This is a genomic window from Bradyrhizobium sp. USDA 4501 (assembly GCF_054062115.1).
Genome location: NZ_JBSSEX010000001.1, coordinates 4,601,977 through 4,627,127, shown reverse-complemented (window position 1 = coordinate 4,627,127; position 25,151 = coordinate 4,601,977). Strand labels below are relative to the sequence as shown.

General features: G+C 65.4%; 24 protein-coding genes and 1 pseudogene. 15 read left to right on the top strand and 10 right to left on the bottom strand.

The genetic code is table 11. The annotated features are described in order from the left end of the window. Positions 1-159 precede the first annotated feature (159 nt). Entirely contained in the window at positions 160-2,628 is a 2,469-nt protein-coding gene (gene hrpB / locus ACVWZM_RS21125) for an ATP-dependent helicase HrpB (protein ID WP_456854563.1), read from the bottom strand. Between the two features lie 211 nt (positions 2,629-2,839). Here hrpB and ACVWZM_RS21120 point away from each other — a divergent pair, with 211 nt between their 5' ends. From ACVWZM_RS21120 to ACVWZM_RS21080, 9 genes and pseudogenes are all read left to right on the top strand, one after another. Next, the gene (locus ACVWZM_RS21120; RefSeq protein ID WP_456854561.1) at positions 2,840-3,907 is read left to right on the top strand and encodes an acyltransferase family protein; all 1,068 of its coding nucleotides are present in this window, start codon (positions 2,840-2,842) and stop codon (positions 3,905-3,907) included. Between the two features lie 246 nt (positions 3,908-4,153). Continuing rightward, positions 4,154-4,765, top strand: a complete 612-nt coding sequence (locus ACVWZM_RS21115) for a sigma-70 family RNA polymerase sigma factor (protein ID WP_456854559.1) — start codon at positions 4,154-4,156, stop codon at positions 4,763-4,765. Between the two features lie 411 nt (positions 4,766-5,176). Next, positions 5,177-5,932 (top strand): cytochrome c biogenesis CcdA family protein, encoded by a 756-nt coding sequence (locus ACVWZM_RS21110; protein WP_076834956.1) that lies wholly within the window; start codon positions 5,177-5,179, stop codon positions 5,930-5,932. Between the two features lie 17 nt (positions 5,933-5,949). Continuing rightward, entirely contained in the window at positions 5,950-6,528 is a 579-nt protein-coding gene (locus ACVWZM_RS21105) for a thioredoxin family protein (protein WP_310881109.1), read from the top strand. A 190-nt stretch (positions 6,529-6,718) separates the two neighbouring features. Beyond that, positions 6,719-7,967: pseudogene (locus ACVWZM_RS21100) on the top strand (cytochrome ubiquinol oxidase subunit I); the annotation flags it as partial. A 155-nt stretch (positions 7,968-8,122) separates the two neighbouring features. Next, positions 8,123-9,124 carry a cytochrome d ubiquinol oxidase subunit II gene (gene cydB / locus ACVWZM_RS21095; protein WP_456854557.1) on the top strand — a complete coding sequence of 334 codons (1,002 nt, stop codon included), beginning with the start codon at positions 8,123-8,125 and terminating at the stop codon, positions 9,122-9,124. Further along, positions 9,124-9,252, top strand: a complete 129-nt coding sequence (locus tag ACVWZM_RS21090) for a DUF2474 domain-containing protein (RefSeq protein ID WP_156436394.1) — start codon at positions 9,124-9,126, stop codon at positions 9,250-9,252. The genes cydB and ACVWZM_RS21090 overlap by 1 nt, the downstream gene beginning before the upstream one ends. A 170-nt stretch (positions 9,253-9,422) precedes the next feature. After that, a complete protein-coding gene (locus ACVWZM_RS21085) occupies positions 9,423-10,016 on the top strand; it encodes a L,D-transpeptidase (RefSeq protein ID WP_057018994.1) in 594 nt (197 codons plus the stop codon). A 58-nt stretch (positions 10,017-10,074) separates the two neighbouring features. Beyond that, the gene (locus ACVWZM_RS21080; RefSeq protein ID WP_141339963.1) at positions 10,075-11,112 is read left to right on the top strand and encodes an amino acid ABC transporter substrate-binding protein; all 1,038 of its coding nucleotides are present in this window, start codon (positions 10,075-10,077) and stop codon (positions 11,110-11,112) included. A 318-nt stretch (positions 11,113-11,430) separates the two neighbouring features. Here the strand turns inward: ACVWZM_RS21080 and ACVWZM_RS21075 are convergent, their stop codons facing one another. Continuing rightward, positions 11,431-12,570, bottom strand: coding sequence for an acyl-CoA dehydrogenase family protein (locus ACVWZM_RS21075; protein ID WP_456782855.1), 1,140 nt, complete (start codon positions 12,568-12,570; stop codon positions 11,431-11,433). A gap of 152 nt (positions 12,571-12,722) precedes the next feature. Beyond that, positions 12,723-13,907 (bottom strand): acyl-CoA dehydrogenase family protein, encoded by a 1,185-nt coding sequence (locus tag ACVWZM_RS21070; protein WP_456854555.1) that lies wholly within the window; start codon positions 13,905-13,907, stop codon positions 12,723-12,725. Positions 13,908-14,077: 170 nt separating this feature from the next. Between ACVWZM_RS21070 and ACVWZM_RS21065 the strand changes: the two genes are divergently transcribed. Further along, positions 14,078-14,623: a carboxymuconolactone decarboxylase family protein gene (locus ACVWZM_RS21065; RefSeq protein ID WP_456782856.1), complete on the top strand. Its 546-nt coding sequence runs from the start codon at positions 14,078-14,080 to the stop codon at positions 14,621-14,623. 137 nt (positions 14,624-14,760) lie between these two features. After that, positions 14,761-15,255, top strand: a complete 495-nt coding sequence (locus ACVWZM_RS21060) for a VOC family protein (protein ID WP_057018998.1) — start codon at positions 14,761-14,763, stop codon at positions 15,253-15,255. A 374-nt stretch (positions 15,256-15,629) separates the two neighbouring features. Here ACVWZM_RS21060 and ACVWZM_RS21055 read toward each other — a convergent pair whose 3' ends face one another. Continuing rightward, positions 15,630-16,127 (bottom strand): DUF2938 domain-containing protein, encoded by a 498-nt coding sequence (locus ACVWZM_RS21055; protein WP_456854553.1) that lies wholly within the window; start codon positions 16,125-16,127, stop codon positions 15,630-15,632. After that, the gene (locus ACVWZM_RS21050) at positions 16,120-16,983 is read right to left on the bottom strand and encodes a class I SAM-dependent methyltransferase (RefSeq protein WP_456778590.1); all 864 of its coding nucleotides are present in this window, start codon (positions 16,981-16,983) and stop codon (positions 16,120-16,122) included. Before ACVWZM_RS21050 ends, ACVWZM_RS21055 begins: the two co-directional genes overlap by 8 nt. Before the next feature lie 82 nt (positions 16,984-17,065). On the opposite strand from ACVWZM_RS21050, the gene ACVWZM_RS21045 reads away from it, so the two are divergent. Further along, the gene (locus ACVWZM_RS21045; protein ID WP_057019001.1) at positions 17,066-17,500 is read left to right on the top strand and encodes a helix-turn-helix domain-containing protein; all 435 of its coding nucleotides are present in this window, start codon (positions 17,066-17,068) and stop codon (positions 17,498-17,500) included. A gap of 84 nt (positions 17,501-17,584) precedes the next feature. Here the strand turns inward: ACVWZM_RS21045 and ACVWZM_RS21040 are convergent, their stop codons facing one another. From ACVWZM_RS21040 to ACVWZM_RS21025, 4 genes are all read right to left on the bottom strand, one after another. Then, entirely contained in the window at positions 17,585-18,748 is a 1,164-nt protein-coding gene (locus ACVWZM_RS21040; RefSeq protein WP_057015126.1) for an IS4 family transposase, read from the bottom strand. A 223-nt stretch (positions 18,749-18,971) separates the two neighbouring features. Beyond that, positions 18,972-20,186 (bottom strand): MFS transporter, encoded by a 1,215-nt coding sequence (locus tag ACVWZM_RS21035; RefSeq protein WP_456854551.1) that lies wholly within the window; start codon positions 20,184-20,186, stop codon positions 18,972-18,974. 172 nt (positions 20,187-20,358) lie between these two features. Further along, entirely contained in the window at positions 20,359-21,603 is a 1,245-nt protein-coding gene (locus tag ACVWZM_RS21030) for an MFS transporter (RefSeq protein WP_456854549.1), read from the bottom strand. Positions 21,604-21,904: 301 nt separating this feature from the next. Further along, complete coding sequence (locus ACVWZM_RS21025) at positions 21,905-22,396, bottom strand: type II toxin-antitoxin system HicB family antitoxin (RefSeq protein WP_057021241.1); 492 nt, start codon at positions 22,394-22,396, stop codon at positions 21,905-21,907. Positions 22,397-22,482: 86 nt separating this feature from the next. Here ACVWZM_RS21025 and ACVWZM_RS21020 point away from each other — a divergent pair, with 86 nt between their 5' ends. Continuing rightward, on the top strand, positions 22,483-23,355 hold the full coding sequence (locus tag ACVWZM_RS21020) for a protein-L-isoaspartate O-methyltransferase family protein (RefSeq protein WP_057021240.1): 873 nt from the start codon (positions 22,483-22,485) through the stop codon (positions 23,353-23,355). Between the two features lie 6 nt (positions 23,356-23,361). Here the strand turns inward: ACVWZM_RS21020 and ACVWZM_RS21015 are convergent, their stop codons facing one another. Next, positions 23,362-24,036, bottom strand: coding sequence for a DUF938 domain-containing protein (locus tag ACVWZM_RS21015; RefSeq protein WP_057021239.1), 675 nt, complete (start codon positions 24,034-24,036; stop codon positions 23,362-23,364). A gap of 265 nt (positions 24,037-24,301) precedes the next feature. Between ACVWZM_RS21015 and soxX the strand changes: the two genes are divergently transcribed. Both soxX and soxY read left to right on the top strand, forming a co-directional pair. Beyond that, positions 24,302-24,592, top strand: coding sequence for a sulfur oxidation c-type cytochrome SoxX (gene soxX / locus ACVWZM_RS21010; RefSeq protein WP_051448082.1), 291 nt, complete (start codon positions 24,302-24,304; stop codon positions 24,590-24,592). Between the two features lie 33 nt (positions 24,593-24,625). Beyond that, complete coding sequence (gene soxY / locus ACVWZM_RS21005; protein WP_168859289.1) at positions 24,626-25,120, top strand: thiosulfate oxidation carrier protein SoxY; 495 nt, start codon at positions 24,626-24,628, stop codon at positions 25,118-25,120. Positions 25,121-25,151 lie beyond the last annotated feature (31 nt).

The window sequence follows — 25,151 nt, the reverse complement described above, 5'->3', positions numbered from 1 at the left end:
TTGCGGACGCTCGCCAGCGTTACGTCCCGGATGGTGCGGGTCTATGCCCGTCATTGCGAGCGAAGCGAAGCAATCCATCGTGCGGCATGCGCGGAACGATGGATTACTTCGTCGCTATCGCTCCTCGCAATGACGGCGATGCATGAGATTCGCGACCCGTCACGTGCCGCGCGGTTTCACGCGCCTGGTCGGCATCGCGCTGGCGGGATCTTCCGGCCAGGGATGGCGCGGATAGCGGCCGCGCAGGTCGGAACGCACCGCAGCGTAACTGCCGCGCCAGAAGCCGGGCAGATCGCGCGTCACCTGCACCGGCCGCTGTGCCGGCGACAGCAGTTCCAGCACCAGCGGCACCGCGCCCTTGGCGATCGAGGGATGGGTGTTGAGCCCGAACAGCTCCTGCAGCCGCACCGCGATGGTCGGGCCCTGCTCGGCCTCGTAATCGATCGCGAGCTGCGTTCCGGTCGGCGCCTCGAAATGCGTCGGCGCCTCGCGATCGAGCCGCGCGCGCAATTCCCACGGCAGCAACGCCATCAGCGCGTCCGACAGGTCGCCGGCGGACAGGTCCTTCAGCGCGGTCTTGTCGTAGAGCGCCGGCACCAGCCAGTCGTCGGCACGCGCGGCGAGCGCGGTGTCGGACAGATCGGGCCAGCTCTCGTCCTCGGCCTTGCGCAGGAACATGACACGGTCGCGCCATTGCTTGGAGTGCTTCGACCACGGCAACCGGTCGAGCCCGGCCGCGATGAGCCCGTCGGCGAAGACGCGCGCGGTCTCGGCCGAGGGCGACAGCGACATCGGTGCTTCCGACAGCGTGATCGCGTGCAGCGAACGCCGGCGCCGCGCGCGCAGCGCCATCGCGCCGCGGTCGAACGTCACCTCTTCCACGTTCTCGACCTGGTCGGCGAAACGCTGCTCGATCTCCTCCTGGGTGATCGGCGCCGCCAGCAGGATGCGGCCGCTCGCCGCCGTGCCGGTCAATTCGGCAACCGCGATATAAGGCAGCCGCGCCAGCGCCGCGGTCTGCTCGACGGCGGCGCCGCGGCCGTTGGCCAGCACGAAGCTGCCATTGCCGCGGTTCCTGGCGACCCGATCCGGGAATGCGAAGGCCAGCATGACGCCGATGGAGAGATCTTTCGCTTCGCCGACCGCCGACTTCACCTGCGCGGCCCAGCGCGCCGCCATGCTGCGGGCGCTCGATGCGCGCTGCGAACGGTCGCGGCGGAACTGGTCGAGCCTGACGTCGAGATCGACACTGTCGCCGCCGAGCCCGCGCTCGGTCAGAACCGCGGCGATCTCGGCCGCCTCCTCGCCCATACCGAAGCGGGCGGAATCCACGATCATGCGCGCCAGCCGCGGCGGCAGCGCCAGCGCGCGCAGGCTCTGCCCTTCCTCTGTAATGCGGCCATCACCGTCGAGCGCCCCGAGCTCCGACAGCAGCGATCTGGCTTCCTTCAGCGCCGGTCCCGGCGGTGGATCGAGGAAGGCAAGGCCCGCGGGATCGCTGACGCCCCATTGCGCGAGGTCGAGCACCAGCGAGGACAGATCGGCGGAGAGGATTTCGGGCGCGGTGTAGGCCGGCAGCGACGCGGTCTGCGGCTCGTCCCAGAGCCGGTAGCAGACGCCGGGCTCGATGCGGCCGGCGCGGCCGCGCCGCTGATCGACCGCGGCGCGCGACGCCCGCACGGTCTCGAGCCGCGTCAATGCAATGTCTGGCTCGTAGCGCGGCACCCGCGCAAGGCCAGAGTCCACCACAATGCGGACGCCCTCGATGGTCAGCGAGGTCTCGGCGATCGAGGTCGCCAGCACCACCTTGCGGGTGCCCTTCGGCGCCGGCGCGATGGCGCGATCCTGCACGCTGGCATCGAGCGCGCCGAACAGCGGCACGATCTCGACAGAGGCGTCGTGCACACGCTCAGTGAGGAAGGTCTGGGTGCGGCGGATCTCGGCGGCGCCCGGCAGGAAGGCAAGCACCGAGCCGGCATCGGCACGCAGCGCGGTCGCGATCGTCTCGGCCATCTGCCGCTCCAGCGGCGCGTCGACCTTGCGGCCGACGTAACGGGTCTCGACCGGAAAGGCGCGCCCCTCACTTTCGACCACCGGCGCGTCGCCGAGCAGTTTTCCGACGCGTGCACCGTCGAGCGTTGCCGACATCACGAGGATCCGCAGATCCTCGCGCAGGCCGGTCTGCGCGTCGCGCGCCAGCGCCAGCCCGAGATCGGCATCGAGCGAGCGCTCATGGAATTCGTCGAACAGCACCGCGGCGATGCCGTTGAGCTCGGGATCGTCGAGGATCTGGCGCGAGAAGATGCCTTCGGTGACGACCTCGATCCGAGTCGCGCGCGACACTTTCGAGCCGAAGCGCACGCGATAGCCGACGGTCTCGCCGGCACGCTCGCCGAGCGTCTTCGCCATCCGCTCCGCGCTGGCGCGCGCGGCGATGCGGCGCGGCTCCAGCACGATGATCTTCTTGCCCCTCGCCCAGGGTGCATCGAGCAACGCCAACGGCACGCGCGTGGTCTTGCCGGCGCCCGGCGGCGCCACCAGCACCGCGGCGTTGTGGCCCTCGAGCGTGCGATCGAGCTCGTCGAGCACGGCGTCGATCGGCAGCGGACTATCGAATTGGCGCGGCAAGGATTCTCATCATCGCAGCGGCGCTCGGGCCGGTGCGTCCCATGGTTAACAAACGGTCTCTTCTCTTGGATTCCACGGCCTCTTAGACCATTCGCCGGCTACGGGAAACCCGCGGAAAGGTCCGGTTTGGTGGCACACCATTTGTATCAATAAAGGAGAAAGCAACCGATCGGGCCGATGATAGGCACGATCACGCCGGAACGAGACAAAGATGACCACGAACGGCACAGCCGCTGCGACAGATCGTTCCGGCCCGCGCGCGAGCGGACGCGTCGACTGGGTCGACTATGCCAAGGGCATCTGCATCATCATGGTCGTGATGATGCATTCGGTGCTGGGGGTCGAGAAGGCCGCCGACCAGACCGGCTTCATGCACTACGTCGTGATGTTCGCGAAGCCGTTCCGGATGCCGGACTTCTTCCTGATCTCGGGCCTGTTCCTGTCGGTCGTGATCGATCGCGACTGGCGCACCTATCTCGACCGCAAGGTGATGCACTTCGCCTATTTCTACGTGCTCTGGGTGACGATCCAGTTCGGCTTCAAGGCGCCGTCGCTGGCCGCCGAGACCGGTTGGCCCCAGGTTGGACTGCAATACCTCGAATCCTTCATCGAGCCGTTCGGCACGCTGTGGTTCATCTATCTGCTGCCGATCTTCTTCGTCGTCACCAAGCTCGCGCGCAACGTCCACCCGCTCGTGATCTGGCTGATCGCAGCAGCGCTGGAGACCGCGCATGTCGCGACCGGCTGGACCGTGATCGACGAGTTCTGCTCCCGCTTCGTCTACTTCTACACCGGCTATGTCCTCGCCGATTACGTGTTCGCGCTCTCGGACCGCGCGCGGGCACGGCCTGCGCTTGCCCTGCTCGGGCTTGGGCTCTGGGCGCTGATCAATGGCGGCCTGGTTGCGCTCGAGGTGAGCGAATGGCCGGTCGTCTCGCTGGCACTCGGCTTTGCCGGCGCCTGCGCGATCATCGTGACCGGCACGCTGCTGGCGCGCGCGCACTGGCTTGGCTTCCTGCGCTTCTGCGGCGAGCATTCGATCGTGATCTATCTCGCCTTCTTCCTGCCGATGGCGGCGTCACGCACCCTTCTGCTGCGCTTCGGCGTCATCCACGACATCGGCCTGATCTCGCTGATCGTGACCGCGGTCGGCGTCGCCGGCTCGCTCGTGATCTGGCGGCTGGCGCTGGCGGCGCGGGCCAATTTCCTGTTCGAACGGCCCGATGCGTTCTGGATTGCCCCGAAAAAGGCGGCGCCCTCGCTGCAGGCGGCCGAATAAGCCCCGACAGTGCCAGAAGTCATAACAGCCGGATTCGTTCCGACGGCGGGAATCCGGCCGTTCGAATTTTCCTCGCATTGAAATTATTGGCTTTTTGGTCCCGAATGTTTCGTCGTCGGGCCGGCGACGAAACAATTCTCCCGTTCACGAAACCATTTTCCGCTTTTCGCGCAGACATCCGGAAACGGGCCGTAACTAACAATTCTCCCAACGAACCGCCGCCCAACGGCGAACTGGGAGCCTGTCATGCCGAACGTCATCGCCATCAACTCTGCAGCCACGAAGCATATCGACGCTGCTCGCGCGACCTCGGATGAAATGCTGCTCGCGCGTATCGCCAAGAATAACCGCACCTCGATGCACACGCTCTATTCCCGTCATAACGTCCGGGTTTACCGCTTCGTGCTCCGCATGGTGCGCGACACCACGATGGCCGAGGACCTGGTGAGCCAGGTGTTCCTGGACGTCTGGCGCACCGCGGCCCAATTCGAGGGCCGCTCGCAGGTCTCGACCTGGCTGCTCTCGATCGCCCGCTTCAAGGCGCTGACCGCGCTACGCCAGCGCAAGCATGAGGACATCGACCAGGACGACGTGCTGGAGATCGCCGACGGCGCCGACACGCCGGAAACCTCGCTCGATCGCGCCACCACCAGCGAGATCCTCCGCGCCTGCGTGGCCAAGCTGTCGCCGGCTCACCGCGAGATCATCAATCTGGTCTACTACCATGAGAAGTCGGTCGAGGAGGCCGGGCAGATCATCGGGATCCCGCAGAGCACGGTGAAGACCCGCATGTTCTATGCCCGCAAGCAGCTCGCCGACCTCCTGCGGGGTGCCGGCGTGGATAGCGTCGCCGCATAAAAGACTGCAAATTCAATATCTTAAAGGGAAATCACGCGACCCGGGCAATTGTCCACGAAGCCGAAAAATTCAGGCGACGAAACAATTGAAACAATCGACGACATCACCCGGAAAAACGCGACCTCTATACCTATATCCAACGACGCAACCCCAACTCCAATCCACTGAACCGATTTCGATACCTCTTCGTTCTAACCTCCCAAGTAGCCTCCAACGACCCGGCCGGGATGCCCCCCAGCCGGGTCGCTCTGTATTTGGCGCGACGTCGTGAAGCCGAGTGCACCTCGCCTCACACAGACGTGACGCGGCCCGCGACCGGCCCGCCGTAACGGCCAAACCGTCCTCGCGAAGAACATCAGGCGTACCCGGCACGGCCCTCTGGCGCGCCGGGGCTCTGATGGACGGATGACGATGCTCAGCCTTGCCCTTGCCCTGCTTGCCGGTGTCGCCACCGTCGCCGCCCCTTGCACCCTGCCGATGCTGCCGATCCTGCTCGGGGTATCGATAGGCCAGACCGGCAAGGCGCGGCCCGCGATGATCGCGCTCGGTTTCGTGATGTCATTCTCTGCGGTGGCATTGCTGCTGAGCGCGATCACGCGCGCCTTCGATTTCGATCCGAACGTGCTGCGGACCGGCGCGGCCGTGCTGCTCGCGGGCTTCGGCCTCCTGATGATCTGGCCGGCGCCGTTCGAATGGCTGTCGATCCGGCTCACCGGCGCTACCAAAGCGTTTTCGAGCGAAGTGGATACCGGTTCGCGTCAAGAAAACACGTCCAAACAAGGGGGCAGCCTCGGTCATGCCGCGCCGTCGCAAAGCCTGTTCGGCGGCTTCGTGCTCGGCTCTACGCTCGGCCTGGTGTGGACGCCGTGCGCCGGCCCCGTGCTCGGCTCGATCCTGACCATCGTCGCGACCTCGAAGGACACCGCGTGGGCGAGCCTGCAGCTCGTCACCTACGCGATCGGCGCCGCGATCCCGATGCTTGCGATTGCCTATGGCGGACAGGCCGTCACCACGCGCGCGCGCAGCATGGCGCGGATCGCGCCGCGCCTGCAGCAGGGCTTCGGCGTCGTGATCGTCGCATTCGCCGCGCTGTCCTACCTGCAATACGACACGCTGATCGTGGCGTGGCTGACCCAGTTCTATCCCAACGGCCAGATCGGCCTGTAAGCCCAAAGGAGATATCGATGTCCCTGCGCTTGATTGCCGTATCCGCTCTGGTTACGGGCCTTGGCCTCGGCGGCGCCGTCATTCCCGGCCTCTGCACCGAGTCAGACGCGCCGGCACAGCCAGTGCCGCGGGCGATCGCCATGACGACCGGACAGAGCCAGACCGCGCCCGAAATCGTCGGCATCAGCAACTGGTTCAATTCGCAGCCACTGAAGCTCGCCGACCTGCGCGGCAAGGTCGTGCTGGTGGATTTCTGGACCTATGGCTGCGTCAACTGCGTCAACACGCTGCCGCACGTCACCCAGCTCTATTCGAAGTACCGGGATCGCGGCCTCGTCGTGATCGGGGTCCACACGCCGGAATTCCCGTTCGAGCATTCGGCCTCCAACGTGCAGGCGGCGCTGAAGCGGCACGGCATCCTCTATCCGGTGGCGCAGGACAACAATTCGCAGACCTGGAACGCCTACCGCAACCAGTATTGGCCGGCGCAATACGTGATCGACCAGAACGGCAAGATCGTGTTCCAGCACGCCGGCGAGGGACAGTACGACGAGATCGACCGCACCGTCGCGCGGCTGCTCAACGCCAACAGCTAAAGCCTGATGAAATCAGGTTGAGCTGGAACGGCGTCGAAAGCTCACCTCTCCCCGACGGGGAGAGGTGAACCGGGACCGCACCAAGGCGATCCAGCCAAAACTCAACCCGCTCCAGTCGGACAATCCGCCCTCTTTGTCGTCACAGCTGACGTGGTAAGGTCCACGCCAGGTCGACGACGGATGGTGCGTAATGTTCGAAGGCTGGGATGCGGTCGTACTCGCCCGCGCGCAATTCGCTTTCACGATGTCGTTCCACATCGTGTTTCCCGCATTCTCGATCGGGCTTGCGAGCTATCTCGCGGTGCTGGAAGCGCTGTGGCTTGCCACCAGGCGCGAGGTCTACATCAACCTGTTCAATTACTGGCTGAAGATCTTCGCGGTCGCGTTCGGCATGGGCGTGGTCTCGGGCATCGTGATGTCCTACCAGTTCGGCACCAACTGGTCGTCCTTTGCCGACAAGACCGGGCCGGTGATCGGCCCGATGATGGCCTATGAGGTGCTGACCGCATTCTTCCTGGAAGCCGGCTTCCTCGGCGTGATGCTGTTCGGGCTCGAACGCGTCGGCCCCAGGCTGCACTTCGTGGCGACGCTGATGGTCGCGATCGGCACGCTGATCTCGGCGTTCTGGATTCTGTCGGCCAATTCCTGGATGCAGACACCGACCGGCCACGCCGTCAACGCCGATGGCCAGTTCGTCGCCGCCGACTGGCTCAAGGTGATCTTCAATCCGTCGTTCCCCTATCGCCTCGTGCACATGGTGCTGGCGGCGTACCTTACCACCTCGCTCGTGGTCGGCGCGGTCGGCGCCTGGCATCTGCTGCGCGACCAGCATCTGGCGGGAGCGCGCGTGATGTTTTCGATGGCGATGTGGATGGCCACCCTCGTGGCGCCGATCCAGATCCTCGCCGGCGACCAGCACGGCCTCAACACGCTGGAGCACCAGCCCGCCAAGGTGATGGCGATGGAAGGGCATTACCAGAGCCACAAGGACGGCGCGCCGCTGATCCTGTTCGGCTGGCCCGACCAGCGTGAAGCGAAGGTGAAGTATGCGATCGAGGTGCCGAAACTGTCGTCGCTGATCCTGAAGCATTCGCTCGACGCGCCGCTGGCCGGCCTCGACACCCGTGCCGCGCGAGAACTGGCCGCCGGTGCCAATCACCTTCTGGTCGTTCCGCATCATGGTCGGCCTCGGCTTCCTGATCATGGGGCTCGGCCTGCTCAGCCTTTTGATGCGCTGGCGGGGGATGATGTACCAGTCGTCGCTGCTGCATCGCTTCGCCGTGCTGATGGGCCCCGCCGGCTTCATCGCGGTGCTCGCGGGCTGGATCACCACGGAGACCGGGCGGCAACCGTTCACGGTCTACGGGCTGCTGCGGACCGCCGATTCGGCGTCGCCGCTGGCGGCGCCCGCGGTGGGCTCGTCGCTGATCGCCTTCATCATCGTCTATTTCGCCGTGTTCACCGCGGGCGTGATCTACATCCTGCGGCTGATGGCGCAGCCGCCGCATCCCGGCGAGCAAGGCCCGACGAAGGATCTTCCGGCCCGCGCGGCCGGCATCACGCCGGCGGCGGGCGCAGCCGTGGAGGGCGCGCGATGATCGATCTCGCCACGATCTGGGCCTTCATCATCGCCTTTGCCGTGTTCGTCTATGTCGTGATGGACGGCTTCGATCTCGGCCTCGGCATCCTGTTCCCACTGTTTCCGCAAAAGACCGACCGCGACGTCATCATGAACACGGTGGCGCCGGTGTGGGACGGCAACGAGACCTGGCTGGTGCTCGGCGGCGGCGGCATGATGGCGGCGTTTCCGCTGGCCTATGCGGTGCTGATGCCGGCGCTCTACACGCCGATGATCGCGATGCTGCTCGGCCTCGTGTTCCGCGGCGTCGCCTTCGAATTCCGCTGGCGGACCCAGAAGGCGCGCAACAAATGGGATATCGCTTTCGCCGGCGGCTCGCTGCTTGCGACACTGGCGCAGGGGATCGCGCTCGGCGCCATCCTGCAGGGCATCCATGTCGAGGGCCGCCAATACGCCGGCGGCTGGTGGGATTGGCTGACGCCGTTCAGCGTCCTGACCGGCGTCGCGCTGGTGATCGGCTACGCGCTGCTCGGCGCGACCTGGCTGGTGATGAAGACCGAGGGCGAGTTGCGCGACCGCGCCTATCATCTGAGCTGGATGTTGTTGGTCGCGATGCTGGGCGCAATCGGCGCCGTCAGCATCGCGACGCCTTTCCTCAGCGTGCAGTACACCCAGCGCTGGTTCGCCTGGCCCAACATCATCCTCACCGCGCCGGTGCCGATCGCGGTCGCCGCCGTCACCGCACTGCTGCTGCGCGCGCTGAGCAACAAGAACGACCACCAGCCGTTCTTCCTGACGCTCGGGCTGTTCTCGCTGTCCTATGCCGGACTCGGCATCAGCATGTATCCGTACATCGTGCCGCAGAGCATCACGATCTGGCAGGCGGCGGCACCGACCAACAGCCAGGTCTTCATGCTGGTCGGAGTCTCGATCCTGGTGCCGCTGATCCTCGGCTACACCGCCTGGGCCTATTGGGTGTTCCGCGGCAAGGTGCGCCCCGGCCACGGATACCACTGATGCCCGAGGGCTCGAATCAGCGGCCGCTCGGTCAGCGCCTGCTGTGGTTCGCAGCGCTGTGGCTCGGCGGCGTCGGCACCGTGGCGCTGATCTCGTTCGCCTTGCGACTCTGGATCGCGCCGAAATGAGGCGGCCCGCGCAACGTGCCGCGACAATCAATGACAAAAAACAGAAGCATTACAGGGATATACCTGTGGTGCGGCCCTAAGCTTGCCATCAAGCTGCCGCTGAGATTTGATGCTGCCTGATTTGCGGGTGGAGCAACCATTTGGCCGCGTGCCAACGAGGAGAGCTTTCAATGACGAAGTTTCGTCACCTGGTCTGGATGTTGATCGCGACGGGCGCGCTCGTGCTGTCGACGTCGCAGGGTTTCGCCCAAAACCGCCCGGACGCCGACGAGCCCGGCCTTGTTGCTGACGACGGCTACGAGCTCGACCCGGAATGGCAGAAGCAGGTCGTATATTACCGGACCAGTGAGGCGCCGGGCACCATCATCGTCGCGACCGCCGAGCGCCATCTTTATTTGGTGCAGGGTAATGGCCGCGCGCTCCGCTACGGTATCGGCGTCGGCCGCGAAGGCTTTCAATGGCAGGGCCTGGTGAGCATCACCCGCAAGGCCGAGTGGCCGGACTGGGTGCCGCCGCCGGAAATGATCGCACGCCAGCCCTATCTGCCGCGCTTCATGGCGGGCGGCCCGGGCAATCCGCTCGGCGCACGCGCGATGTATCTCGGCACCACGGTCTACCGCATCCACGGCACCAACCGGCCCGACACCATCGGCACCGCCGTTTCCTCCGGCTGCTTCCGCCTGGTCAACAACGACGTCGCCGATCTCTACAACCGCGTTCCGGTCGGCACCAAGGTGATCATCCGGCAGAAGCCCGAACTCTGATCTCTACCCGCCTTCGATATCCGCCCTGATTTCCCCGATCCTTCGCGAGAGAGAACCCATGCGTACATTTCGAGGCGGCCTGACGATCGGGCTCGCGATCGCCGCGCTGGTTGCGGCCGCCGCCATCACCTATGAGCGTTACGACACCCGCACGCTGAAGCGCACCGTCCGCCGCGGCGACGTGCTGTGCGGCGTCAACAAGGGCCTGCCGGGCTTCTCGATCCCGGACGACAAGGGTAACTGGACCGGCTTCGACGTCGACTTCTGCCGCGCGGTCGCGTCGGCGATCTTCGACGACCCGTCGAAGGCGAAGTTCGTTCCGCTCGACGCCAGCGAGCGTTTCAAGGAGCTGCAGAACCGCAAGGTCGACATCCTCTCGCGCAACTCCACCTGGAGCATGTCGCGCGAGACCAATTACGACCTCTATTTCCCCGCGGTCGCCTATTATGACGGCCAGGGCTTCATGCTGCCACGCTCGCGCAACATCGATTCCGCGCTCGACCTGAACGGCAGCAAGGTCTGCGTGCAGGCCAACACCACGACGCAGCTCAATCTCGCCGACTATTTCCGTGCCAACAACATGAAGTACACGGAGATGAAGTTCGACAAGCTGGACGACGTCGTGAACGCCTACAACTCCGGCCAGTGCGATACGCTAACATCGGACGCCTCGCAGCTCTATGCGCTGCGGCTCAACCTCGCCAAGCCGAGCGACCACACGATCCTCGCCGACATCATCTCCAAGGAGCCGCTGGCGCCGGTGGTGCGCTTGCGCGACGACGACTGGATGATGATCGTGAAGTGGACGCTGTACGCCATGATCAACGCCGAAGAGCTCGGCATCACCTCGAAGAACATCGACGAGGCGCTGAAGTCGAAGAAGCCGGAGGTGATGCGGCTGGTCGGCACCGAGGGCAGCTATGGCGAGGATCTCGGTCTGACCAAGGACTGGGCGGTGCGCATCATCCGCCATGTCGGCAATTACGGCGAGGTCTACGACCGCAACGTCGGCGCCGACTCCAAGCTGAAGATCCCGCGCGGCATGAACCAGCTCTGGAACGCCGGCGGCGTCCAGTACGCGCCGCCGATCCGGTAGACTCTCCATCGTCATTGCGAGCGAAGCGAAGCAATCCATTTCGCCACAAGTGGAGAGATGGATTGCTTCGCTTCGCTCGCAATGACGAGCCTATGCCAAGCCGCCCTCACCGCTGTCATCACCCGCGCGAAAGCGGGTGATCCAGTACGCCGCGGCTTCTCGGCTCAAGCGCCGACGTCTCTGGAATACTGGAACGCCCGGTCCCGTCTACGCCAAGGCTTCGACGAGGCTTTCGCTTTCAGGCGCGCCGAAGCTTGAGCGAAGGCGGCGAGCCGGGCGATGACAGCGTGTTGCGTAGCAACAATGACGCGGCGAAGATCAATACCCCTTGCCGCTCGCCAGCTGGTCGGTGTGGAAGTTGCTGTCGCCGAACAGCTCCTGGCAGACGCGGGCGCGCTTCATGAAGAAGCCGATGTCGAACTGGTCGGTCATGCCCATGCCGCCATGCATCTGCACGCCCTCCTGCACGGCCAGCGTCGCAGTGGTGCCGGCGCGGGCCTTTGCCACCGCGACCGCGGTGGCCGCCTTGTCGATGTCCGTGTCGAGCGCCTGCAGCGCCTTCAACACAGCGGCGCGCGTAATCTCGATATCGATGTAGAGCTGCGCGGCACGGTGCTGCAGCGCCTGGAATTCGCCGATCGCCTTGCCGAACTGCTTGCGCTCCTTCAGATAGGCCACGGTGCGGCCGAACACCTCGTCGGAGAGGCCGACCATTTCGGACGCCACCGCGCCGCGGCCGATATTGAGCACGCCCTCGAGCAACCCAAAGCCCTGATCGACTTCGCCGAGCACGCTGTCGGCGTTGACCTCGACATTGTCGAACACGATGCGCGCCGCGTTGTGCGAATCGACCATCGCGGTGCGCTCGACCGCGAGCCCCTTCGCCTTCGGATCGACCAGGAACAGCGTCAGCCCGTTCTTGTCGCCGGCGCTGCCGGCCGTGCGCGCCGCGACGATCAGGAGGTCGGCGGTGTGGCCGTCGAGCACGAAGGCCTTGTCGCCCGACAGCTTGAAGCCGTTGCCGGAGCGCGTGGCCTGCAACTTGGTCTGCAGCGGGCGATGCTTGGCGCCCTCATCGATCGCGAGCGCCGCCAGCAGCGAGCCGTCGGCGATCTTCGGCAGATGCTGCGCCTTCTGCGCCTCGCTGCCGCCGCGCGACAGCGCCGAGGCGGCGAGCACCGAGGTCGCGAGGAACGGCGACGGCATCAAGGTGCGGCCGATCTCCTCCATGACGATGCCGGCCTCGACGCAGCCGAGCCCGCTACCGCCGAACTGGTCCGGCACCAGGAGGCCGGAGAAGCCCATCTCCGCAAATGTCTTCCAGAGCTCGCGCGAGAAGCCGGTGGCATCCTTGGCATCGCGCAGACCGCGCAGATGCGCCACCGGCGCCTTGTCGCTGATAAGGCCGCGCGCACTGTCGCGCAGCATGGATTGTTCTTCGGTGAGGACGAGGGCCATAGGAAATCCGATCTAACGTTCTAAGCAACGGTCTGAGTTCGTCATTCCGGGGCGATGCGAGAGCATCGAACCCGGAATCTCGAGGTTCCACAATGCGCAACTGCGCATTAGGGTTCGCCGCTTCGCGACGCCCCGGAACGACGGTGCAGCGATCACGCGCCCGGCAAATCGAGGATGCGCTTGGCGACGATGCCGAGCATCACCTCCGAGGTGCCGCCCTCGATCGAATTGGCCTTGGTGCGCAGCCAGGCGCGCGGGCGGGCGCCGCCTTTGGAGCGGTCGCTCTCCCATTCCAGCGCATCGATGCCGCCGGCCGACATCAGGATCTCATAGCGGCGCTTGTTGAGCTCGGTGCCGTAATATTTCATCGCCGAGGAGAACGCCGGATGCGATTGCCCGGCCTTGGCGAGATCGACCGCGCGCTCGGCGGCGGCAGCGAGCGCGGCCTCGTCGACCTCGAAGCTCGCGATCTGGCTGCGCAGCTGCGCGTCATCGAGCTTGCCCTGCGCGTCCGCACCGACCGAGTCGGCGGCGATCTGGCCGAGCGGACGACCGACGCCGCGCTCGCCCATGCCGGAGATCATCGCGCGCTCGTGCTGCAGCAGATATTTCGCGACATCCCAGCCGCGATTGACTGATCCGACGACATGCGACTTCGGCACGCGAACATTGTCAAAGAAGGTTTCGCAGAACGGCGAATAGCCCGAGATCAGGAGGATCGGCTTGGTCGACACGCCCTTCGAGGTCATGTCGAACAGGATGAAGCTGATGCCGTCATGCTTCTTCGCCGCCGGATCGGTGCGCACCAGGCAGAAGATCCAGTCGGCGTAGTTGGCGTAGGACGTCCAGATCTTCTGGCCGTTGATGATGTAATCGTCGCCGTCGCCGACCGCGCGGGTCTGCAGCGAGGCGAGGTCGGAGCCGGCATTCGGCTCGGAATAGCCCTGGCACCAGCGGATCAGGCCCGCGGTGATCTTCGGCAGATGCTCCTTCTTCTGCTCCTCGGTGCCGTATTTCAGCAGCGCCGGTCCCAGCATGGAGATGCCGAACGAGGTCAGCGGCTGACGCGCGCCGATCGCAGCCATCTCCTGGCGCACGATCTTGGCCTCCTCGCCGTCGAGGCCTCCGCCGCCATATTCCTTCGGCCAATGCGGCACGGTCCAGCCCTTGTCGCACATCCGCTCGAACCAGACGCGCTGCGCCTCGGACGAGAATTTCGTGTTACGGCCACCCCAGAAGGTGTCGCCATCCGAGGTCATCGGCTTGCGCATCTCCGCCGGGCAATTCTGCTCCAGCCAGGCGCGGGTCTCCGCGCGGAATTTCTCGAGGTCGGCCATGGTGCGTTTCCAGTCAAAAAATCGTCGAATTGGATTCGACCTTAGACCTACGCAGCCGCCGAATTCAATATGCCTCGCGGCCGCGCCATGCTCTGGCGTCGCTACTCACTGCGCGCGATCGGGTGTATCGCCGAGATGGGGTAACGCTTGAAAAACAAGAGGAAACGGACATGCGGCTGAAGCTGCTTTCGCCTAGCGAAATGAACGCCGCCCAGAAAGAAACCTACGACGAGTCGATCGCCGGCAAGCGCGGCGCGCCACCGGCGCCGATGATGGCCTGGCTGAACAGCCCGGAGATGGCACGGCATGCGACGCGGCTCGGCGAGGTGCTGCGCTTCGACACGATCTTTTCCCCAAAGCTGTCGGAGATCGCGATCCTCGTCACCGCGCGGCACTGGACCGCGCATTACGAATGGTATGCCCACAAGCGCCTGGCGCTGAAGGGCGGCCTCGACCCGAAGATCATCGAGGACATTCGCGTGCGCCGGACGCCGACGTTCGACGATCCCAAGGCCAGGGTGATCTACGACGTCGCCAAGGCGCTGCACGAAGGTCACGGCCTGCCGAAGGCACTGTATGACGAGGCGGTCGAGGTGCTGAGCCAGCGCGGCCTGGTCGAGGTGATCGGCCTCTGCGGCTACTACACCATGGTGTCGATGACGCTGAACACGTTCGAGTTCCAGCTGCCCGGCGGCGAGCTGTCGGAGCTCTGCTAGACGCCGGCGGACCGTGGCGCCTTTCTAAAACCTTGCGTTTCCGGATCGAACGCTCCGGCGTCGGCAAATCCGGACTATATCAGGTGGCGAAACCTCGCCCCTGATGGCAGGGGCATTGACGTCAACGGAGTCCGCTCATGCCAGAGAATCCCCCCATCATCGCGGGCACCCGGATCGGGCATGTCCATCTCAAGGTGGCCGATCTCGAGCGCGCGCTCGGCTTCTATTGCGGCGTGCTCGGCTTCGAGCTGCAGCAGCGCCTGGGCGCGGACGCGGCCTTCATCTCGGCCGGCGGCTATCACCACCACATCGGCCTCAACACCTGGGAAAGCAAGGGCGGCCATCCGCCGCCGCCGGGCACCACGGGCCTGTTCCACACCGCCATCCTCTATCCCACCCGCCCGGCGCTCGCCGACGCGCTGCACCGGGTGCTGTCGGCCGGCATCGAGCTCGACGGCGCCAGCGACCACGGCGTCAGCCAGGCGCTGTACCTGCGCGATCCCGACGAGAACGGCGTCGAGCTCTATTGGGATCGCCCCGAGGCCGAATGGCCGCGCAGCGCGGACGGCAAGCTCGCGATGTTCACGCGACGGCTGGACCTGGACGACCTGCTGAAACAGCGTGCGACGTAATTCCGCAAGGCGATAATTTCGTAGCCCGGATGAAGCGCAGCGAAATCCGGGGTTCGCTCCATGAGGTAATACTGCTCCCGGATTACGCTTCGCTCCATCCGGGCTACGAGTGCTTTCCCCTTCCCCCTGAAAGGGGGAAGGTCGGGATGGGGGTTAGCCGCGGGCTCTGCTGCAAGTGGAGAGAGCAGATCCCCACCCGCTTTGCTCTGCGAGCAAAGCGACCTCCCCTTTCCAAGGGGAGGTGAAGAGGTAGCTCGGATGGAGCCAACGGGTCGCGCGAGCGCGCGCCCGATGACAGGCTCCGCGAAATCCGGGGTTGGCACCGTGGGGTGATACTGTTCCCGGATTGCGCTTCGCTCATCCGGGCTACGAGTTCAGGAACGGGTGCGCGAGCCAGCCGGCCGCATAAAGCGCCCAATCCCAAACACCGTGTGCGTCACGAGGCTCTGCAGCCGCGCCGCCCATGGATGGGGCGTACGGCTCGCGGCAATGCCGGCGCCCATCGCGGGCTGCATCACCAGGAGCGGCGCGGCCACGCTGCCGATCCCGACCATCAGAGCCGGAGCGATGGTGGGCTGCCGCGCCCAATCGAGGCCGAAGATCGCAAGCAGCACGCCGGCAAAGCCGATCCCGATCAGATAATGCGCGGTCCATCCGATGATCCGTTCGCCCACGACCTGTGGTGACGCGGCGATGCGGTCGTGGCGCAGGCGAGCGGATACGAGATGGCCGAGCCAGCGACCGACCAGGGCATAGTCCAGCGACGGGATGCCAAGCAGGCGCTTTCGAACCATCCCCCAGATGTCCATCACGACGGTCGCACCGATCCCGGTCAGCACCGCGCTCGCCACAAATTCCGCGGCTTCAACCATGCGCGGCCTCCGCCGGCGCTCGTGCCGCGACCATCCAGCACGCCGCGGTGAAGCGAATCTCGGTCCCGTGGATGTAGCGATCGAACGCACCGCGCACGGTCTCGATCACTCGCGTGCGGCGCGGCTCCTCCATCGCCTGCAGCATCGTCCCGACCGGGCCGAGCCAGCTCACATAGTGGGCCAGCTGTGATGCCGGAAAGCCGAGGGCGACATCGACCGGTTCGATCGCGATCGCGTCCCAGCCGCTATCCTCCAGGATAGTTTCGACCCGCTTCCGGTCGGCAAAGCCGAACTGCCCCGGCGCATCGGGACGCCGCGGCGGAAGATCCGGCAGCAACGGCTTCGCTGCCTGTTCCGCCGTCGTCATGAACGGGTTCTCGGCGGCGCCGCGCCAGGCGATGAAGCGGAGCGCAGCATCCGGCCGGGCCGCGCGGCGCAGATTGGCGAAAGCCTGCACCGGATCGGCAAAGAACATCACGCCGAGGCGCGAGATGATCATGTCGAAGCTCGCGGGCGCGAACGGATAGGTCTGCGCGTCGGCGCAGATGAAGCTGACCGGCCGCCCTTCCCGCTCCGCGCGGGCGCGCGCCGCCGCGATCATCGGCTCGGAAACGTCGATGCCGGTGCAATGCCCCTGCTGGCGGAGCAATTGGGCAACGGCGAACGTTGTGGCGCCCGTGCCGCAACCGATATCGAGCACCCGGCTTGCCGCGGCATCGGACACCGCCTGAACGAGCAGTTCTTCAAGCGGCCTGAACATCCCTTCCAGCACCTCGCGCGTCTCGACCCAGGCGCGGCCGGCGGCGCCGTTCCAGAGTTTGACCTGCTCGTCGTCGACTTGCGCTGCGACACCCATGATTCTCGTCCTTGTTGATGCTTGCCTTACGCAAGCGATAGGCTGGATACTGCCAGTTCAAGTGAACTTGAGGTCAAGGGCCATGCGGGACATCGATATCGCGGAGGTGGCGGAGCTATCGGGCGTGCGCGCCTCGACCTTGCGCTTCTACGAGGAGAAAGGTCTGATCGCCTCGCATGGCCGGCGCGGGTTGCGCCGCCTGTTCGATCCGGCGGTGCTGGACCGGCTGGCGCTGATCGCGCTCGGGCGCGCCTCCGGCTTCTCGCTCGACGAGATCGCAAGGATGTTCGCGCCCGATGGAAGACCGCGCATCGACCGGAAAATGCTTTCTGCCAAGGCCGACGAGCTCGACCGCACCATCCGCAGGCTCAACGCGATGCGCGACGGCCTGCGCCACGCCGCCGTCTGCCCGGCGCCGAGCCACATGGAATGCCCGACCTTCCGCCGCCTGCTGCGGGTCGCGGCGGCCGGCAAGATCGGCGAGAAGAAGGCGCGGAAGTCACGCCGCAAGTCGTAGAACGTAGCCCGGATGAGGGAAGCGATATCCGGGGACAGGTCTTTATTCCCCTTCCCCCTGAAAGGCAGGGGTGTCCGGGGAAATTCAGGCATAGCGGAGCTCCATCTGGTCAGGTGAGATGGTTGATTTCCGACGGCTGGGGTTGATGGGCGGAGGTTTGTCGATGGCAGCGAGGGATCGACGCGTGAGCAGGAGCTGGCCGACGAGTTCGGCGAACCTGAGCGGGAGCATTTTGATGCAGTTGGTGTGAGCGGCGATGCGCAGCAGCAGGTAGGCAATCATCGCAGCGAGCACCTGAAGGCGGATCGCGTTGTCGTTGGCGCCGAGGAACTTGCGAATATCGAGATGCTGCTTGATCCAGCGGAACAGCAGCTCGATTTGCCATCTGCTCTTGTAGAGGGCGGCGATCTCGACGGCGCTACGGGCAAGGTCGTTGGTCAGGAGTGTGATCTTGCCGCCTTTCTCGCGTCTGATCTTGATGCGGCGGAGCGGGATTGGAAGGCGCGAATCGCCCTTGCTGGTGAGCTTCACCTCGTCATCGGCAAGGATTTCGAAGCCATCCCCGTTACGCTTGCGGATGGCGCGATGCCTGAGCGAGCGAAGACGGATGCTCGTCTTCGCCCGGGTAACGAAGAAAGCCTTGCTATCATTGATCTTCTGCCACCAGTCGAAACGGCAATAGCCCTTGTCAAACACATAGGTGGTGGCGGGCTGGATTGGGGTCTGTCGGCCGATCTCGATGTCATTGACGTTCGCGGCCGTCATCTCGACGCAGGTCGGGACATCGCTCCTTGGGTCGTAGACGACATGCAGCTTCATGCCGCGGATGCGGCCGTTCCACGTCGCCCAACTGCAGACCTTGCCGAGCGGGATCGGACTGGCGTCGATCAGACGCACCATCTCCATGCCTTCACTCCGCAGCTGGCGACGCGCCATCGCCGACAGCGCCGCAAAGGTTTGCGCGAAAATGCCGATCGGACGGCGGGCATTGGCATCGGACAACGTCGAGCGCGACAGCTTGCCGGTTCCCAAGTGATAGTGATGCTGCGAATTGGCGTTGAAGCCAGTCACCACCCCGCGCAGACTGCTGTTGCCGCTAAGCTGGGCATAGATCAGCGCCACCAGATGATCCCAGCTCCTGAACGACTTGTCGTAGGCATCCCCGTCCAGACGATCCACAACCGTCTGAAACTGCCGTCGATTGATCGGTTCAAGCAGCCTTCCAAAAATGCTACCGCGATATCGCATGCTCGGCCCTCTGTGTCTCGACAACCAGAAAAGACCGATTTGCCTCGGTCCTGCCGAGCATGCACCGCGACACAGTGAATCATTCCCCGGACACCCCTGCCTGAAAGGGGGAAGGTCGGGATGGGGGTCAGCCGCAGGCGATGTTGCAAGCGGAGAGAGCAGATCCCCACCCGCTTTGCTCTGTGAGCAAAGCGACCTCCCCTTTTCAAGGGGAGGTGGAAAGCTACTTCCCTTTCGCCATGATCGTCGCCGCCGCGATCAGCTCCAGGCCAATGCAGCCGTAGAACGGCAGCGAATAGCTGCCCGAGAGATCGCGCAGCAGCCCGACCACGCCGGGGCCGAAGGCGTAGGTGATCTGGTTGATCGCGGTGATCAGGCTGACCAGCACGCCGAACGCACGCGGATCGAACTCGCGCTGCACGATCAGCGCCGGCAGCGTGATCAGATTGCCGACCGAGAAGCCGAACAGCGCGCAGGCGGCGATCTGCGCCACGTCATTGTGCACATTGATGATGACGGCGAGCGCGACCGCCTGGCTGATAAAAGACAGCGCCGATGCCAGCCGCTGGTTGAGCCGGTCGATCACGAAGGAGAACGAGACGCGCCCGACCACGGCCATCGCGGTCAAGAGCGCCATCGCCACCGTCGCGCGCTCGCGGCCGATTACCTGATCGAGATAGGCGATCAGATGCACGATGAAGCCGACCTGGGCGAACAGCACCAGCGCGAAGGCAATCGAGACCGAGAGGAAGCGGATGTCGCGCAGCGCCCGGCTGCGCACCTGGGTCGCTGACGGCGCGTCGGCAGCGGCGGCCGTGACCGCGTGCAGATGCACCGGCGGTTGCCCGACGAAGATCAGGATGACAGGCACCATCACCACGATCAGCAGCCCCGCGGCCGCGATCATCGCGCCGGAGAAGCCGAACGTGCCGATCCCCGCCACCAGCAGCGGCACGCCGACGATGCCGCCGAAGCTCGCGCCGTTCAGCGCCAGGCTGATCGCCATGCCGCGTTTCTTGTCGAACCACAGGCCGAGCGTGTTGGTGATGATGCCGAGGCTGGTGCCGGCCCAGCCGAACGCCAGCAGCGCATCGGCGAGATAGAGCTGCCAGGGCTCGCGCACCTCGCCGATCGCAACCGCTGCGATCGCCACCGCAAAGGTGCCGGCGATCAGGCAGCTGCGCGCGCCGAACGCCTTGATCGCCTCGCTGACGAAGGCGACCAGCGCGGCGCCGAACAAATAGAAGAAGGTCGTGCCCGACGAGATCAGCGATGCCGGCCAACCGTGCAGCCGCTGCAGCTCGGCGACATAGACGCTCTGGCCGTAGAAGCCCAGTCCCCAGCCGAAGGTCGCGAGCAGGAAGCAGACGACGACGATGCGCCAGCCTTCGTAGCCAAGCGAGGATTCATCAGGCAGCGTGGCTGAGGATGCGTCCATTTCTTGCTTTTGCTTCTCACATCGTCATGGCCGGACCAACCCGATCCCATGATGTGAACAGCGTTGCAAGCGGATCATTTCGAAGCCGATCGAAGTGTCAGCAATTGGCAGCAGCATGGTCCGGAAAAGTGCGAAGCGGTTTTCCGAACAGACCATGGTCAAACGACAAGCTTTAGATGCTGGGATCCGGGATTTCTTCCACCGCGCGCAATTTCGCGCGTCGCTTGGCGAATGAAGCGAACGAAAGCACGGCAAGGCCGAGCAGCACAGGCGGGAACACCACCCAGTTGACGGCATTCCAGCCGTAATGCGCGAGCAGCTGGCCCGACGAGAACGAGCCGATCGCCATCATGCCGAACACGAGGAAATCGTTGAACGCCTGCACCTTGTTGCGCTCCTGCGGCCGGTGCGTTTCCAGCACCAGCGCGGAAGCGCCAACGAACGCAAAATTCCAGCCGATCCCGAGCACGAACAGCGTCGCCCAGAAGTGCGGCGCAGTGACGCCTGACAGTCCGATCATCGCGGCGACCGCCTCGAGCGCCAGCCCGAGCGCGACGATCACGGGCGCGCCGAACCGCGCGATCAGCGAGCCCGTGAAGAAGCTCGGGCCGTACATCGCAACGATGTGCCACTGAATGCCGAAATTGGAATCGCTGACCGACAGCCCGCACATCTTCATGGCGAGCGGCGCCGAGGTCATCACCAGATTCATCATCGGATAGGCGATCACGCCGCACAGCGCCGCGGCGATGAAGCGCGGCTGCTTTGCGATCTCGAGCAGCGGGCGGCCGCCATGCAGGTCCGCAGCCGCAGGTTTCGGCGCGTCGACGCCCGAGAGCACCGCCATCGCCACCAGCGCGACCAGCGCCTGCATCACGAAGGAGAACGCGAACAGATAGGGCGGCCAGATGTCCATGGTCCATTGCACGAGCTGCGGCCCGAGCACGCCGGCGAACACGCCGCCGGCCATCACCCAGGACACCGCCTTGGGCCGGAACGCGACACTGGCGCCATCGGCCGCGGCAAAGCGGTAGGACTGCGCGACGGCGCCGTAGAGCCCGCCGAGGAAGGTCGCGCCGCAGAACAGCCAGAACGATGAATGCAGGATCGCCCAGGCGCCGAGCGCGCCGGTGAGCGCGCCGCAGAAGGTGCCGATGATGAAGGCGACGCGCCTGCCATAGGCGCGCGAGATCGCGCCGGTCGGCAGCGTGCCGGCGGCAAGCCCGAGCACATACATCGAGAGCGGCACCGTCGCGAGCGAGACGTCGGGTGCCAGCGTCGCGCCGACGATCGAGCCGGTGGCGAAGATCACCGCCGAATTGGCGCCGGTCAGCGCCTGCGCCGCCGCAAGCCGCCACACATTGCTGCGCGCCCGCGCGTCGTCGCTCGCCTCATCCGCAGCCGTCACGTCAATCATCGGTGGTCCCGCCCCGAAGCCCCGGCGGGAGCCCCCAATCGGGCGCACTATGGAGAGCGGGTCGAGGCCGATCAACCGGCGCAAACGGACGTACGCCATGCAGGAGGCGCACGAGGGGATCGCTTGCTCTCACAGAGTGACGTCACAGCAGCCCGGCACTTCTATCAGTACCGTCATCCTGAGGAGCGCGTAGCGCGTCTCGAAGGATGCACGGCCAACAGCCGGACCGTCGACCCTTCGAGACGGCCGCTCTGCGGCCTCCTCAGGGTGACGGTGAGAGAGCTGCTCGATGATCGATCGCCTACCGCGCCGGCTTCTTGCCCATCCGCTTCTCGGCGCGCAGCGCGCCGGTCTTGTGCACCTTGGAGCGCGGCCCGACGAGGTGCGGCTTGTGAACGTGCCATTCAAGCGCAAGCGTCGCGGCGAAACCAAAAAAGCTCGAACGGCTCATGCCGAGTCCGGCGGCATGCTTGTCGATCCGTGCGATCAGGCTCTTCGGCAAATAGACGTTGACGCGCTCGGACGGGTCGGGCGGATCGACGCCGACCATGAAGAAGGCTGCAACGTCGGAGCCCTTCGGCAGCACGATGCGCTCGATCGGGGTCGGCTCCGGCAATGGCTTGCCTTGCTCGACCCAGCCGTCGACGGTTTGCGCCAGCGTTTGCTCGGCGCGCTCGATCGCGTCTTCCTGCGATCGTCCCGCGGCGACGCAGCCGGGAAAATCCGGAAACCACGCCCCGAACGCGCCGCGCGGACCGCGCTCCAGCACGGCCGGATAAAGCCGTCTCTTCATTCTGGCCTCCGTCGCCGCAGTATGCTATTTCACACACCTCGGTGTGTCAAATCACACAACACGCGACATCGTGGGAGCGCGCGGCAATGGACCCGCAAGCCGAACTCCGCATCGTCCGCGCGGCCTATGCCAAGCAGATCCTGGCCGCCGCCAACACCATCAATCCGCGGCTGACGGAGGCCTTCGCCGCCATTCGCCGCGAGGACTTCGTCGGCCCGGGACCATGGATGATGCTGCGCTGGTGGAGCCGCGACTATGCGCCGACGCCCGATGCCGACCCGGTCTATCTCTACACCAACGATCTCGTCGCCTTGCGACCCGAGCGACGTCTCAACAACGGCCAGCCCTCGCTGCATGCCTATCTCATGCACCAGGCCGCACCCACCGCCGGCGAGCACGTGGTGCATATCGGCACGGGCACGGGGTACTACACCGCGATCCTCGCGCATCTGGTCGGACCGTCCGGCCGCGTGACCGGCATCGAATACGATCCGGACCTTGCGGCAGACGCTCGCGCCAATCTCGCCGCTTGCGCAAATGTCGAGATCATCCAGGGCGACGGCACACAGGTCGCGTTCGAGTCCGCCGACGTGATCTATGTCAACGCCGGCTGCACCCGGCCTGTCGCGCGATGGCTCGACGGGCTCGCCGCCGGCGGCCGTCTGATCCTGCCGCTGACTTCGGATGAGGGATTCAAGGGCGGCGCGCCGGAGCAGGTGGCGCGATCCGGCGCCGTGTTCCGGATCCGGCGCGAGGAGGCAGCGTACCGGGCGGACTGGATATCACCGGTCGCGATCATTCCCTGCGACGGCGGCCGGGACGAGACGTCCGAAAAAACGCTCGCCGAAGCCTTCGCCCGCGGCGGCTGGCAGAAGGTGACGCAGCTCTATCGCGACGCCGGGATCCCCGATGAACGTTGCTGGCTGCGTGGGCCAGGCTGGTGCCTGGCTTACGATTGAGCGCGGCTACTTGCGGGCAAAGACCAAAATCATGTTGTTGGCCGGCATCTCGAAGCTGCCGGCGAGCTTGAGCCCGACGCGCTCCGCAAGCGTCTCGAGATCGGCGATATCGCGCACCCCCCACTCGGCGTCGCGCTCGCGCAGCGACGTGTCGAACACGGCATTGCTGAGCGCGGTGTGCTTGCCGCCGCGCTTGAACGGGCCGTAGAGCAACAGCCGGCCGTCGGCGCGCAGGTGCCGCGCGGCGCCGGCGAACAGGCCCTCGGCCACGCGCCACGGCGCGATGTGGATCACATTGGCGCAGAAGATCGCGAGCAGTTTGTCCGGACCTTTGCCGTCCGACGGCACCGGCGACCAAGCCGGGTCGGACAGATCAATCGGCTGCGGCGGCCGGATGTTCGGAAGGGCGGCATGCGCGCGCCAGGCCTCGATGCTGCGCAGGTGCGCCGCATGGAGGTCGCTCGGCCACCAAGTGATGTCGGGCGTCTGACCGGCGAAATAGACGACATGCTGGCCGGTGCCGCTGCCGGCTTCCAGCACATCGCCGGATTGGCCGGCGAGGTGATCTTTCAGAACTGCCCAGATCGGCTGATGGTTGCGATGGAACGCCGGCGCATCGAGCCGCCCGTCCGCCTCGACCGGCCGGCCGTCCTTGCCAAACTCCGCCACGAATTCCGCCACCGCGCTTCTCCCTACGCCTCAGCCGCATCTCAACCGCACAAACATGACAGGCGGAAGGCGCAGGACATGCGCTCCAGTGCCGGACTGCCCCTGTGGCATTAACCCCGTCGCAACGCGCCTATTCTCCGTGTTGCCAGCCGATGGCCTTTGTGCTTTCCACTCTTTATATTGCGATGGGATCATCGAGATTGAAGCCCGGGAAACGTCCTTGATCGCCACTTTCTCCAAGCCAGCCTTCGTCCTGGCGCTGCTCGCAGGCACCGCCATGGCCGCGCCCGCGCAGGCCCAGTCCGCCGCCGAGGGACAGAAGCTCGCCTTCGACCGCGGCAAGGGCAATTGCCTGACCTGCCACGTCATCAAGGGCGGCGACCTGCCCGGCACGATCGGCCCCGAGCTGAGCGGCCTGAAGGCCAAATACAGCCGTGACGAGCTGATCGCGATCGTGACCGACGAAACCAAGCGCAATCCGCAGACGGTGATGCCGCCGTTCGGCCGAAACCGGATTTTGAGCGAGAAGGAAATCGACGCGGTGGTGGACTTCCTGCAGACGCTGTGACGCCGCGACCGTCGCTTGAGGAGATTTTTTTCGATGAACATCACGACCACCGAATTTTTCAAAGCGCGCCGCATGGTGCTGAAGGGCGCCGGCATCGCCGCGCTGATCGGCCTCGGGGGCATTCCGTTCGACGTGCCGCAGGCGCTCGCCGCCGCCAACGACAAATATCCCGAAGACGCATTCAAGCAGAAGAACGAGGCCGACGCGATCAAGGCGCTCTATGGCAAGACCGCCGAGCCGTCGGACAAGATCAAGATGGATGCGCCGGAGATCGCCGAGAACGGCGCGGTGGTGCCGATCTCCGCCACCACGACGCTGGCCGACGTCACCTCGATCTCGTTTCTGGTGAGCGAGAATCCGATCTCGCTGGTCGCCTCATACAGGATTCCGGCCGGCACGCTGCCGACCGTCTCCAACCGCATCAAGATGGCGAAGACCAGCAACGTCACCGCGATCGTCGAGGCCGGCGGCAAGCTCTACAGCGCCAAAAAGGAAATCAAGGTCACCGTCGGCGGCTGCGGCGGCTGAGTACGCATGATCCGGAAAGTGGGAACCGGTT

Excerpts from the sequence above, each read along its gene's own strand:
- ACVWZM_RS21120 (WP_456854561.1), top strand. The coding sequence starts at position 2,840 with ATGACCACGAACGGCACAGCCGCTGCGACAGATCGTTCCGGCCCGCGC.
- ACVWZM_RS21115 (WP_456854559.1), top strand. The coding sequence starts at position 4,154 with ATGCCGAACGTCATCGCCATCAACTCTGCAGCCACGAAGCATATCGAC.
- ACVWZM_RS21110 (WP_076834956.1), top strand. The coding sequence starts at position 5,177 with ATGCTCAGCCTTGCCCTTGCCCTGCTTGCCGGTGTCGCCACCGTCGCC.
- ACVWZM_RS21105 (WP_310881109.1), top strand. The coding sequence starts at position 5,950 with ATGTCCCTGCGCTTGATTGCCGTATCCGCTCTGGTTACGGGCCTTGGC.
- cydB (WP_456854557.1), top strand. The coding sequence starts at position 8,123 with ATGATCGATCTCGCCACGATCTGGGCCTTCATCATCGCCTTTGCCGTG.
- ACVWZM_RS21090 (WP_156436394.1), top strand. The coding sequence starts at position 9,124 with ATGCCCGAGGGCTCGAATCAGCGGCCGCTCGGTCAGCGCCTGCTGTGG.
- ACVWZM_RS21085 (WP_057018994.1), top strand. The coding sequence starts at position 9,423 with ATGACGAAGTTTCGTCACCTGGTCTGGATGTTGATCGCGACGGGCGCG.
- ACVWZM_RS21080 (WP_141339963.1), top strand. The coding sequence starts at position 10,075 with ATGCGTACATTTCGAGGCGGCCTGACGATCGGGCTCGCGATCGCCGCG.
- ACVWZM_RS21075 (WP_456782855.1), bottom strand. The coding sequence starts at position 12,570 with ATGGCCCTCGTCCTCACCGAAGAACAATCCATGCTGCGCGACAGTGCG.
- ACVWZM_RS21070 (WP_456854555.1), bottom strand. The coding sequence starts at position 13,907 with ATGGCCGACCTCGAGAAATTCCGCGCGGAGACCCGCGCCTGGCTGGAG.
- ACVWZM_RS21065 (WP_456782856.1), top strand. The coding sequence starts at position 14,078 with ATGCGGCTGAAGCTGCTTTCGCCTAGCGAAATGAACGCCGCCCAGAAA.
- ACVWZM_RS21060 (WP_057018998.1), top strand. The coding sequence starts at position 14,761 with ATGCCAGAGAATCCCCCCATCATCGCGGGCACCCGGATCGGGCATGTC.
- ACVWZM_RS21055 (WP_456854553.1), bottom strand. The coding sequence starts at position 16,127 with ATGGTTGAAGCCGCGGAATTTGTGGCGAGCGCGGTGCTGACCGGGATC.
- ACVWZM_RS21050 (WP_456778590.1), bottom strand. The coding sequence starts at position 16,983 with ATGGGTGTCGCAGCGCAAGTCGACGACGAGCAGGTCAAACTCTGGAAC.
- ACVWZM_RS21045 (WP_057019001.1), top strand. The coding sequence starts at position 17,066 with ATGCGGGACATCGATATCGCGGAGGTGGCGGAGCTATCGGGCGTGCGC.
- ACVWZM_RS21040 (WP_057015126.1), bottom strand. The coding sequence starts at position 18,748 with ATGCGATATCGCGGTAGCATTTTTGGAAGGCTGCTTGAACCGATCAAT.
- ACVWZM_RS21035 (WP_456854551.1), bottom strand. The coding sequence starts at position 20,186 with ATGGACGCATCCTCAGCCACGCTGCCTGATGAATCCTCGCTTGGCTAC.
- ACVWZM_RS21030 (WP_456854549.1), bottom strand. The coding sequence starts at position 21,603 with ATGATTGACGTGACGGCTGCGGATGAGGCGAGCGACGACGCGCGGGCG.
- ACVWZM_RS21025 (WP_057021241.1), bottom strand. The coding sequence starts at position 22,396 with ATGAAGAGACGGCTTTATCCGGCCGTGCTGGAGCGCGGTCCGCGCGGC.
- ACVWZM_RS21020 (WP_057021240.1), top strand. The coding sequence starts at position 22,483 with ATGGACCCGCAAGCCGAACTCCGCATCGTCCGCGCGGCCTATGCCAAG.
- soxX (WP_051448082.1), top strand. The coding sequence starts at position 24,302 with ATGGCCGCGCCCGCGCAGGCCCAGTCCGCCGCCGAGGGACAGAAGCTC.
- soxY (WP_168859289.1), top strand. The coding sequence starts at position 24,626 with ATGAACATCACGACCACCGAATTTTTCAAAGCGCGCCGCATGGTGCTG.